Here is an 11,343-nt window from a genome sequence, read left to right on the forward strand (position 1 = left end):
GGCCCTGCTGCTTGCGGGGCCGGTCGTTGCAGCGCTCAGCCCAGGCCGTGCGGCGCCAGCCGCGCCCGCAGCGGAGCGTCCTGTTCCACCTGCGCCGGTGAATCCAGCAGCAGCATGCGGATGCGGTTGCCACGGCAGTCCACGCGACCGCCGTAGGCGATGGCCCGCGCGCTCAAGCGGCGCCGCGCCAACGCCATGGTTTCCTCCGACAGCGTGCGATGGCGGTCCAGCAGACCCACCGTCACCACGATGCCGCGCTGCGCGCCGCGTCGGCCGCAGCGTGCACGCACCTGGATCTGCCCACGCTCGCCGTTCAGCAGCAGCGACACGGCTTCGGCCAGGGTGCGGTAGGTCGCCAGCTGCAGGCCCAGGTTCAACTGGCAGGGGTCGCCCCGCAGCTGGTGACGGCCCAGCCGATCTGTAGCGTCCCAGGCCTGGTGGATGCCGCTGGCCTGCAGGGCCAGGTACAGCCCCAGCTGCTCCAGCTCGGCGGGGTAGACCATGCTGGTCAGCTCGCGGAACTGTCGTGAATGGCTCGTCGCGGTGCCCAGCAGCTGTCGTGCGGGCTCGTGGTGGCCATGCAGCTTCAGCAGTTCGGCGGTCTCGCCCAGCGACGTTTCGATGTCATCGGCAATCCGGCGCAGCGCCAACGCACGCTGGCGCAGGTCCATTTCGTTGGCGATGTGCGCGTTGCGGGAAAAGTCGGCGGCCTGGCGGCCGGCCTGGTCGTGGTGCGCGTACTGGTGGTAGTGCTGGCTGATGCGCGAGCCCAGTGCCAGCAGCGCGGTACCAGCCACCGCCACGATCTGCACGGTCATGAAGGTGCGCTCGTCGAACGAGCCGGGCAGGCCACTGCTGGGCGTGCCCACGCTGATCAGCATGTTCAGCAGCGGCACGGCCACCGCTGCGCCACGCCAGCCGTGCATGCAGGTCAGGGCCACCGCAGGCAGGGCCATCAGCAGCTGCAGGCTGGTCTTGGCCGGGTCGGAACTGGCGCCGGCCCAGATCGCCGCGCCACCCAGCAGCAGCAGGGCCGCCAGCGACGCCAGCGTCGGCCACTGCCGCCAGCTGGACCAGTCATGGCCCGCACTGCGCTGCGACCACAGCAGGGCCAGCGGTACCACGGTGATGATGGCGATGTAGTCGCCCAGCACGTAGCGTACGGCGGTGCCCAGCACCGGATCGGACGGCGGGGTGGGCCACAGCAGATGGGCCAGGCCCAGCTTCAGTACCGCGGTAGCCAGCGCGGCCCACGCGGCAATGGACAGCACCCAGCCTTCACCGGCCGTGGCCAGGCGACGACGGTGCAGGCCCACCACCAGGGCGACTGCCGGTATCAGGCAGGCCGATGCCAGCACCACCCACGGCAGGCCATAGCGGTCGACCATGGGGTAGCGCATCTGCGCGAAGTAGGCGTACTCGCCCAGGATCAGATAGCCCCACAGCCGGGGCGGGCACAGCAGCAGCGCGGCCACGCGGATGCCGGCCGGCAGGTAGAACTGGTCCAGCGAAATCTGCCGGGTGGCCCAGCAGGCAAGCGCATACAGCGCCGCCAGAGCAAGCCCCGCCGGCCGGATACGCACATCCAGGCGAATTCCATTCGTCCACCAGTTCAATCGCAAGCCTCCCTTGCTGCTGCGCGTAAGCGCCACCCAGGCATCGCACCTGGCCCCAGTCCGCGACAGTATCGGCTGACGCGGATGCTTGCAATTGCCTGCAACCGGCGTGCCGCGGCGGCCGGTGGCCACTGCGGGCCGCCGATGCTGACCGGGTTCACACTTTCACATCAGGCGATTACCACAACGCATCCCGCAGCTTGTACCAGGACATGGCCGCCACCAGCAGCGGGGTCCGCAGCAGGCGCCCGCCCGGGAAGGGGGCATGGCGCAGGCGCTGATAGACGTCCAGGCGTTCGCTCTGGCCGGCGATCGCCGCGGCGATCACCTCGCCGGCCAGCCCGGCCGCGGCCACGCCGTGGCCGGAAAAGCCCTGCGCGAAGTACAGGTTCGGGTCCAGCCGGCCCCAGTGCGGGGCGCGGTTGCGGGTGATGTCCACCAAGCCGCCCCAGACCTGTTCCAGGCCAACATCGGCCAGCTGCGGGAAGACCTGGTGCATGCGCCGCTGCATCACCCCGCGCAGGCCCGGCGGCGGCAGCGCCGAATAGCTGGCGCGGCCGCCGAACAGCAGGCGGTGGTCGTGGCTGAGGCGGAAGTAGTCCAGCGCCCAGGCGGTGTCTGCCACCGCCATGTTGTTGGCGATCAATGCGCGCGCGCGTTCGGCGCCCAGCGGTGCGCTGGCGCCCACGTAGGTGCCGACCGGCATGATGCGGCGCTCCAGGTCGGGCAGCAGGCCCTGCAGCAGCGCGTTTCCCGCCACCACCAGATGGCGGGCGTGCACGCTGCCGGCGGCCGTGTGCAGGGCCGGCGCCGAACCGCGCTGCAGCCGCACCACCGGTGAGCGTTCGTGGATGACCACCCCGGCCGCACGCGCCGCGTCGGCCAGCCCGCGCGCATAGGCCAGCGGGTGCAGGTGGGCACTGAGTGGGTCGAACATGGCCGCGCGGTAGCGCGGACTGTCCAACTGGGCGGCAAGGGTGGGGCGGTCCCACCATTGCATGGGGTAGTCGTAGTGGCGCTGCAGGTGTTCGCAGTGTCCCTGCAGGTCGCGTTCGTGGCGGGCGCGGATGGCCACGCTGGCGTGGCCTTCCACCCAGTGGCAATCGATGGCATGGCGATCGATGCGCCGGCGCATCGCCTGCACGGCCTCGCGCGACCAGTCGAACAGCAGGCGGGCGTCGGCGCGGCCGACCTCGCGCTCCAGCGTGTCCACTTCGCAGCCGTAGCCCACCAGCGCCTGGCCGCCGTTGCGGCCCGACGCCCCCCAGCCGATCCGCTGCGCTTCCAGCACCACCACCCGGTAGCCGCGCGCGGCCAGCTCCAGCGCGGCGGTCAGGCCGGTGTAGCCGGCGCCCAGCACCGCCACGTCGGCCCGTACCTGGCCCTGCAGGGGCGGCAGTGGCGACGGCTCGGGCAGGCTGGCCGCATACCAGCTGGGCGGGAAGGCCGCGCTCACAGCGTTCCTCGCAGGCGTGCGGTGGGCGGTTCGGACGGGGCAGGGGAGGCGCTGTTCACCCGCGTAGTTTCGCCCAGCGGCGTGCCCGTGGACGTGATGGCGGCGGCTTGCCGCCGTGGTCGCGGCGCAGGTACCGTGCAGGCACGCCAAGGAGTCCTGCATGCGCCGCCTGCCCGCGGTGGGCCTGCCCACCGACAGCACCGTCATGGGCCACCATCGTTTCGCGGTGGCCGGCGAAAAATACGTCCGCGCGCTGGTGGACGCCGCCGAGGTGACGCCGTGGCTGCTGCCCAGCCTGCAACCGCCGTTGCCTGCCGCAGACTGGCTGCAGGATCTGGATGGGCTGCTGCTGACCGGGGCGGTCAGCAACATCGAGCCGCAGCACTACGAAGGCGGGCGTACCTGGCCGGGAAACCCGCATGACCCGGCGCGCGATGTCAACGCGTTCGCGCTGCTGCAGGCCGCCCTTGCGCAGGACCTGCCGGTGCTGGCGGTCTGCCGCGGCTTCCAGGAACTGAATGTCAGCCTGGGCGGCAGCCTGCACCCGCAGGTACATGCCGTGCCGGGCCTGGCCGACCATCGCGAAGATCCGCAGGCCGCGGTCGAGGTGCAGTACGGGCCAGCGCACAGCGTGCAACTGGTCGCCGGCGGCTGGCTTTCACAGTGGCACGGCGGCGACACGGCGCAGGTCAATTCGGTGCACGGGCAGGGCATTGCGCGGTTGGCACCGGCGCTGCAGGTCGAGGCCACCGCCGGCGATGGTCTGGTGGAAGCCGCACGCAGTGGCCACCACCGCTTCGTGCTGGGCGTACAGTGGCACCCGGAGTGGCGTGTCACGCAGACGCCGTTCTATCACGCTATTTTCCGTGCTTTCGGCCAAGCTTGCCGTCAGTACCAACAGAAACGACTGGATGCCCGATGAGTTCCCGACCGCGCCCGCGCAAGACGGCCACGCCCCCCGAGCCGCAGGAAAGCAGCCTGCTGCGCTGGCTGAAGGAACGGCGCATCACCGAAGTGGAATGCCTGGTGCCGGACATCACCGGCAACGCGCGCGGCAAGATCATTCCGGCCGACAAGTTCTCGCACGACTACGGCACGCGCCTGCCCGAGGGCATCTTCGCCACCACGGTCACCGGCGAATTTCCCGATGATTACTACGACCTGACCTCGCCGTCGGACTCGGACATGATGCTGCGCCCCGACCCGGACACGGTGCGCATGGTGCCGTGGGCGGCCGATGCCACCGCGCAGGTCATCCATGACTGCTACACCAAGAGCGGCGAGCCGCACGAACTGGCCCCGCGCAACGTACTGCGCCGCGTGCTGGCCGCCTATGCCGAACTGGGCCTGCGCCCGGTGGTGGCCCCGGAACTGGAATTCTTCCTGGTGCAGAAGAACACCGACCCGGACTTCCCGCTGCTGCCGCCGGCCGGCCGCTCCGGGCGCCCGGAAACGGCGCGGCAGTCGTACTCGATCGATGCGGTGAACGAATTCGATCCCATCCTCGACCTGATGTACGACTACGCCGATGCCATGAAGCTGGACGTGGACACCTTGATTCACGAATCCGGCGCGGCGCAGCTGGAGGTCAACTTCACCCATGCCGATGCGATGGATCTGGCCGACCAGGTATTCCTGTTCAAGCGCACCATGCGCGAGGCGGCCATGCGCCACGGCGTGTACGCCACCTTCCTGGCCAAGCCGATGGAAAACGAACCGGGCAGTGCGATGCACATCCACCAGAGCCTGGTGCGGGTGAGCGACGGCAGCAATGTGTTCGCCGGCGAAACCCACGCCGAAGGTGAGTTCAGCCCGGTATTCGGCCACTACCTGGGCGGCCTGCAGAAATACGTGCCGCAGGCGATGGCCTTCTTCGCCCCCAACGTCAATTCCTACCGTCGCCTGGTGTTCGGCGAAGTCTCGCCCAGCAACGTGCACTGGGGCTACGACAACCGCACCTGCGGCCTGCGCGTGCCGCTGGACACGCCGGAAAACATGCGGGTGGAAAGCCGCTTCGCCGGCTCCGATGCCAACCCCTACCTGGCGATGGCCGCGACCCTGGCCTGCGGCCTGCTCGGTATCCGCGAGCGGCTGGCCCCGGACGCGCCGGTGACCGGCAGCGCCAAGGAGCTGGGCTACAACCTGCCGCGCTCGCTGGGCGAAGCGCTGGACGGGCTGGAACAGTGCAGCGAGCTGCAGGCCCTGCTGGGCGAGCGCTTCTGCCGCGCCTACATCTCGGTCAAGCGCAAGGAATACGAGACCTTTTTCCGGGTGATCAGTTCGTGGGAGCGCGAGTTCCTGCTGTTGAACGTGTGAAGACCCGTAATTGATGAATGAGCCGCCGGGGGGTAGGCTGGCACCCGTCGCCGGCCCGGCCGGCCCCCCACCCGCATTCTGGAGCACCCGATGAAGCTGCGTATCCTCACGCTCGGCCTGGCCTCCGCCTTGCTCGCCGCCTGTGGCGGCGGTGGCAACGGTGGCGCGCAGGACAGCAAGGTCCTGAACGTCTACAACTACAGCGACTACATCGCCGAAGACACCATCCCGAACTTCGAGAAGGAGAGCGGGACCAAGGTCACCTACGATGTGTTCGACAGCGACGAGATGGTCGAAACCAAGCTGCTGGCCGGCAACAGCGGCTACGACGTAGTGGTGCCCACGCTGAACTTCTTCGGCCGCCAGATCCAGGCCGGCGTGTTCCTGCCGCTGGACAAGAGCAAGATCCCGAACCTGGCCAACCTGGACCCGTCGGTGATGCAGCGCATCGCCACCCAGGACCCGGACAACAAGTACGGCGTGCCGTACATGATCGGCACCACCGGCATCGGCTACAACGTGGACATGCTGAAGGAGCGCTTCGGCGGCAGCGCCGACATCGCCAACAGCTGGGACCTCATCTTCAAGCCGGAAAACATCGCGAAGATGAAGGACTGCGGCGTGACCATCCTGGACACGCCGGCCGACATGATCCCGATCGCCCTGCATTACCTGGGCCTGGACCCGCACAGCGGCGACCCGGCCGAACTGCAGAAGGCCGCCGACCTGCTGAAGTCGATCCGCCCGTACGTGCAGAACTTCCACTCCTCGCAGTACGTCGGCTCGCTGGCCAACGGCGGCACCTGCCTGGTGGTGGGCTGGTCGGGTGACATCATCCAGGCCCGCGACCGCGCCGAAGAAGCCAGCAACGGCGTGCACGTGGCCTATTCGATCCCCAAGGAAGGCGCCCCGCAGTGGTTCGACATGCTGGCCATCCCCAAGGACGCCAAGCACCCCGAAGCCGCCTACGCCTTCATCAACTACCTGCTGGAACCGAAGGTCGCCGCAGCCAACACCAACTTCATCCACTACGCCAACCCGGTGACCGCCGCCACCCCGCTGGTGGACGAAGCGATCCGCACCGACCCGACCATCTACCCCCCGGCCGACGTCGCCGCGAAGATGTTCACCTACTCGATCAACACCCCGGAAACCGACAAGCTCTACACCCGCCTGTGGACCGAAGTGAAGACCGGCAAGTAAATACCGACCGTTGGTCGGCACGCTTTCCAGGAGGGCCGACCAACGGTCGGCCCCCACCAGAAAAGAAAAAGGGAGGCCAAGGGCCTCCCTTTTTTTGCTCTTGATTCTGCTCTGCCGTTGACCTCCTGTCCGCCGGCGGGAACTGGAGGGCAGGGAGGCCGGGTGGGGCGGCAGGACCGCAGGCGCCATGGGCCGGGCGCATGCGCCCGGCGGGTTGGGCAGGACGCCCAACCCCGGTCTTGCCGCGTGCGCAGGACAGCGCACGCGAGCAAGGCGCCTACGAGCCCCCATGGACGGGTTTACGGCGTGTCCTGCCGCCCCACCCGGCCTCCCTGCCGCACGGATCAAGCAGCCCGCAGAGCGACAAACGCTTTCACCTCACCTCCGCACTCCTTCCCCTACCGTCCCGTATGGCACTGACCACCGCCATGACGAGACGATGACCGACCAGCCCCAGCGCGACGACGCTCCCACCGACCAACCCCCCTCGGCCAGCGAGGACAAACCCTCGCCCCTGAAGAATCCCAAGGTCCGCTGGACCCTGGCGATCATCGGCATCGTGGTCGCCATCGCACTGATCATCTGGCTGGTCTACCACCTGCGCGTAGGCCGCTACCTGCAGGACACCAACAACGCCTACCTGCAGGCCGACGCCGTCGCCGTCGCCCCGCGCATCAACGGCTACGTCACCGACGTCCTGGTGCAGGACAACCAATGGGTGAAGGCCGGGCAACCGCTGCTGCGCATCGACCCGCGCACCTACCGCGCCACCCTGGACCAGGCCGAAGCCGTGATCGCCGTGCGTGAAGCCGATATCGCCGCCGCCACCGCCGGCGTGCAGGGCCAGCAGTCCAGCCTGCTGCAGGCACGCACGCAACTGGTGGCCGCCAGCGCCTCGCTGCGCTTCGCCCGCGCCGAACTGGCCCGCTTCACACCGCTGGCTGCCAGCGGCGCCGACACCCATGAACACGTGGAAAGCCTGCGCCACGACCTGGAACGCGCACAGGCGCAGCACGATGCGGCCAAGGCGCAGATTGCCGGCGCACAGAGCCAGATCGAAGCCAGCCAGGCCCAGCGCGAACAGGCCGAGGCAGGGCTGAAGCAGGCCCAGGCCGACGCCGCCCAGGCCCGCGTGGCCTTCGAAGACACCGAACTGCGCGCGCGCATCGACGGCCGCGTCGGCAACAAGACCGTGCAGGTGGGCCAGTTCGTGGCCGCCGGTACCCGCACCATGACCGTAGTGCCGGTGGCCGCGCTGTACCTCAGCGCCAACTTCAAGGAAACCCAGGTGGGCCTGATGCGTGCCGGGCAACCGGCCGAGATCAAGGTCGATGCGCTGCCGGGCACCACCCTGAAGGGCACGGTGGAAAGCATCTCGCCAGGCACCGGTTCGCAGTTCGCGCTGCTGCCACCGCAGAACGCCACGGGCAACTTCACCAAGGTCGTGCAGCGCGTGCCGGTGCGCATCCGCGTGGATGCCGGTGCCGAGGCGCGCAAGGTGCTGGTGCCGGGCATGTCGGTGGAGGTGACCGTGGACACCCGCAGCGCGAAGGACGACGCCGATCGCAGCCGCGACGAAGCCGAGGCACGCCGCGCCCGATGAACGCTGCAACCGCACCCGCCGCACCCGCTGCGGAAGGCAAGGCCGATGCCGCAGCGTGGCTGGCCGTGGCTGCCGGCACCATCGGCTCGTTCATGGCTACGCTGGATATCTCCATCGTCAACGCCGCACTGCCCACCATCCAGGGCGAGGTCGGCGCCAGCGGCACCGAAGGCACCTGGATCTCCACCGCCTTCCTGGTCTCGGAAATCGTGATGATTCCGCTCACCGGCTGGTTCGTGCGCACGCTCGGCCTGCGTACCTTCCTGCTGATCTGCGCCACGCTGTTCACCGCGTTTTCGGTGATGTGCGGTCTGGCCGATTCACTGCCGATGATGATTGCCGGACGCGTAGGGCAGGGCTTCGCCGGTGGCGCACTGATTCCCACCGCGCTGACCATCGTCGGTACCCGTCTGCCGCCGAAGCAGCAGCCGCTGGGCACTGCGCTGTTCGGCATGACCGTCATCCTCGGCCCGGTGATCGGGCCGCTGCTGGGCGGCTGGCTGACCGAGAACGTCAGCTGGCACTACGCGTTCTTCATCAACGTGCCGATCTGTGCCGGACTGGTCGCGCTGCTGCTGCTCGGCCTGCCGCACGAAAAATCGGACTGGGGTGGCCTGCTGCGCGCCGATTGGCTGGGCATCCTGGGCATGACCGCTGGCCTGTCCGCGCTGACCGTGGTGCTGGAAGATGGCCAGCGCGAGCGCTGGTTCGAATCCACCCTGATCGTGGTGCTCAGCATCGTCTCGCTGCTCGGCTTTGCCCTGCTGGCGGTTTCGCAGTTCACCAGCAAGACGCCGGTCATCCGCCTCAACATCCTCTTTCAGCGCAGCTTCGGCGCCGTGTTTGTGATGGTGATGGCGGTCGGCATGATCCTGTTCGGGGTGATGTACATGATCCCGCAGTTCCTGGCGATCATCGCCGGCTACAACACCGAACAGGCCGGCTACGTGCTGCTGCTGGCCGGCCTGCCGACCATCCTGCTGATGCCGTTGATGCCGAAGATGCTGGAAACGGTGGATGTGCGCATCATGGTGTTCGGCGGCATGCTGTGCTTTGCAGCGGCGTGTTTCGTCAACCTGGGCCTGAGCCCGGACAGCATCGGCCCGCACTTCGTGGTCGGCCAGCTGCTGCAGGGCTGCGGGCTGGCGCTGGCGATGATGGCGCTGAACCAGGCCGCCATCACTTCGGTGCCGCGCGAATACACCAGCGATGCCTCGGGCCTGTTCAACGCCGCGCGCAACCTGGGCGGCTCGATCGGCCTGGCGATCATTTCCACCTTCCAGGAGCGCCGTACCACCCTGCATGTGGATGCCATCGGCAGCAGCGTCACCGCCAATTCCACCGTGGCCCAGGACGCGCTGCACGCCTACGGCCAGCAGCTGGGCGATGCCGGCCAGGCCGTGGCCGTGCTGGCGCAGACCGTGCAGATGCAGGCGATGGTGATGGCCTACAACGATCTGTTCTGGATCTTCGGCCTGATCGTGGTGCTCACCTTTCCCCTGGTGTTCCTGCTCAAACCCCTGCCCAAGGGCGTTCCACTGGCCATGCACTGATGACTTCGACTTCCTTGCCCGTTCGTTTCCACCTGCGACACCTGTGCCTGGCCCTGCTGCCGCTGCTGCTGGCCGGCTGCATGCTGGGGCCCGATTACGTGAAGCCGGAGCTGGCCGGCAACGCCACCGCGCAGGCACAGCTGCACCGCGCCGCACAGGCCGGCGTGCAGCCGGCTACGCCCCCCAGCCAATGGTGGCGCGCGCTGAATGATCCGCTGCTGGACCAGCTGGTGAAGGAGGCGCTGCGCAACAGCCCCGACCTGCGTGCCGCGCAGGCCAAGCTGCTGGCCTCGCGCGCGCTGCAGCGGCAGCGCCGTGCCGAACAGCTGCCATCGGTCGGCGCCGCCGCCGGCTACGCCAACATCAAGGCGCCGGATTCGCTGGAAAACAGCGTGCGCGGGCTGGGCGAGAACATCGCCGGCGTGGCAGAAGCCAACGGCCGCCCACAGGAAGCCGCGCAGCTGCGCCAGCAGTTTGCCGATCTCGATCTGGACACCGAACTGTACGTGGCTGGCTTCGATGCCAGCTGGGAACTGGACCTGTTCGGGCGCCGCCGCCGTGCGGCCGAACAGGCCGCCGCCGAGGCCGAGGCCAATGCCGCCTCGCTGGCCGACGCGCAGGTGCAGCTGGCTGCCGAGCTGGCCCAGGTCTACCTGGGCTTCCGCAGCAGCCGCGAACGCATTGCCCTGGCCGAAGACAACCTGCGTGCGGCCGAGCAGAGCCTGCAGCTGACCCGGCAACGCCGCCAGCGCGGCGCCGATTCGGACCTGCAGGTCGAGCGCGCGCAGGCGCAGCTGCAACAGCAGCAGGCCGCGCTGCCGCCGCTGCGCGCCCAGGCCGATGAAGCACGCGATGTGCTGGCGCTGATGGTAGGCCGGGAGCCCGGCGCGCTGGATGCGCGTCTGGCCGTCGACCAGCCGCTGCCACGCCTGCCCGCCAACGTGCCGGTGGATGACGCGGGGGCGCTGATCCAGCGCCGGCCCGACGTGCGCAAGGCCGAGCGCGAGCTGGCCGCCTCGTCCGCGCAGATCGGCCAGGCGCTATCCGCCTATTTCCCGCAGGTGACCCTGCTGGGCACCATCGGTGCCGGCGCGACCTCGGCATCGGACCTGGGGCGGGATTCGGCGGCCACCATCGTCGCCCCGTTCCTGCGCTGGTCGCTGTTCGATTTCGGGGTGAACAAGGCTCGGGTGGCGCAGGCCCGCGCCGGCAACCAGGCGCGCCTGGCAGCCTACGAAAGCAGCGTGCTGGCGGCCCTGCAGGACGCCAACACCGCGCTGGCCCGTTTCGGCGCGGCGCGCGAGCAGCTGCAGGCCAGCGAACGGGCGCAGGCCTCGGCCGAGCGCTCGCTGGCCCTGATGACCCAGCGGCGCCAGGCCGGGGCGACCTCGCAGATCGACCTGCTGGACGTGCAGCGCCAGCGCCTGCAGGCCCAGGACGGCGCGGCGCAGGCGCGCCTGCAGCTGCTGGTGCGCTACGTGGCGCTGCAGAAGAGCCTGGGTCTGGGCTGGCAGGAAGCGCCGCCGGTGGCCGCGCGTTGACCCCGTCCGCCGGGCATGGCCCGGCGCTACCGTGCTGCCCGGCGGGCCTCCCGCC

Annotated in this window: 7 protein-coding genes and 1 pseudogene; 6 read left to right on the plus strand and 2 right to left on the minus strand. The window is 69.2% G+C overall.

Annotated elements, in window-relative coordinates; genetic code table 11:
- Positions 1–35 precede the first annotated feature (35 nt).
- Both C1930_RS07200 and C1930_RS07205 read right to left on the minus strand, forming a co-directional pair.
- Positions 36–1,616, minus strand: a complete 1,581-nt coding sequence (locus C1930_RS07200; RefSeq protein ID WP_234412743.1) for an MASE1 domain-containing protein — start codon at positions 1,614–1,616, stop codon at positions 36–38.
- 178 nt (positions 1,617–1,794) lie between these two features.
- Positions 1,795–3,033, minus strand: coding sequence for an FAD-binding oxidoreductase (locus C1930_RS07205; RefSeq protein WP_234412773.1), 1,239 nt, complete (start codon positions 3,031–3,033; stop codon positions 1,795–1,797).
- 199 nt (positions 3,034–3,232) lie between these two features.
- Here C1930_RS07205 and C1930_RS07210 point away from each other — a divergent pair, with 199 nt between their 5' ends.
- The 6 genes and pseudogenes from C1930_RS07210 to C1930_RS07235 all read left to right on the plus strand — a co-directional run bounded on the left by C1930_RS07210 (position 3,233) and on the right by C1930_RS07235 (position 11,288).
- Positions 3,233–3,994: a gamma-glutamyl-gamma-aminobutyrate hydrolase family protein gene (locus C1930_RS07210; RefSeq protein ID WP_108771404.1), complete on the plus strand. Its 762-nt coding sequence runs from the start codon at positions 3,233–3,235 to the stop codon at positions 3,992–3,994.
- Positions 3,991–5,388, plus strand: coding sequence for a glutamine synthetase family protein (locus tag C1930_RS07215; protein ID WP_108752656.1), 1,398 nt, complete (start codon positions 3,991–3,993; stop codon positions 5,386–5,388). The genes C1930_RS07210 and C1930_RS07215 overlap by 4 nt, the downstream gene beginning before the upstream one ends.
- Positions 5,389–5,478: 90 nt before the next feature.
- A complete protein-coding gene (locus C1930_RS07220; RefSeq protein WP_108761659.1) occupies positions 5,479–6,591 on the plus strand; it encodes a polyamine ABC transporter substrate-binding protein in 1,113 nt (370 codons plus the stop codon).
- Between the two features lie 502 nt (positions 6,592–7,093).
- A pseudogene (locus C1930_RS07225) lies at positions 7,094–8,194 on the plus strand (HlyD family secretion protein); the annotation flags it as partial.
- Positions 8,191–9,747: a DHA2 family efflux MFS transporter permease subunit gene (locus C1930_RS07230; RefSeq protein WP_108761661.1), complete on the plus strand. Its 1,557-nt coding sequence runs from the start codon at positions 8,191–8,193 to the stop codon at positions 9,745–9,747. The pseudogene C1930_RS07225 and the gene C1930_RS07230, both read left to right, overlap by 4 nt.
- Entirely contained in the window at positions 9,747–11,288 is a 1,542-nt protein-coding gene (locus C1930_RS07235; protein WP_108771406.1) for an efflux transporter outer membrane subunit, read from the plus strand. Before C1930_RS07230 ends, C1930_RS07235 begins: the two co-directional genes overlap by 1 nt.
- Positions 11,289–11,343: the final 55 nt, after the last annotated feature.

This window comes from Stenotrophomonas sp. SAU14A_NAIMI4_8, from assembly GCF_003086695.1.
GTDB lineage: Bacteria > Pseudomonadota > Gammaproteobacteria > Xanthomonadales > Xanthomonadaceae > Stenotrophomonas.

Excerpts from the sequence above, each read along its gene's own strand:
- C1930_RS07210 (WP_108771404.1), top strand. The coding sequence starts at position 3,233 with ATGCGCCGCCTGCCCGCGGTGGGCCTGCCCACCGACAGCACCGTCATG.
- C1930_RS07215 (WP_108752656.1), top strand. The coding sequence starts at position 3,991 with ATGAGTTCCCGACCGCGCCCGCGCAAGACGGCCACGCCCCCCGAGCCG.
- C1930_RS07220 (WP_108761659.1), top strand. The coding sequence starts at position 5,479 with ATGAAGCTGCGTATCCTCACGCTCGGCCTGGCCTCCGCCTTGCTCGCC.
- C1930_RS07230 (WP_108761661.1), top strand. The coding sequence starts at position 8,191 with ATGAACGCTGCAACCGCACCCGCCGCACCCGCTGCGGAAGGCAAGGCC.
- C1930_RS07235 (WP_108771406.1), top strand. The coding sequence starts at position 9,747 with ATGACTTCGACTTCCTTGCCCGTTCGTTTCCACCTGCGACACCTGTGC.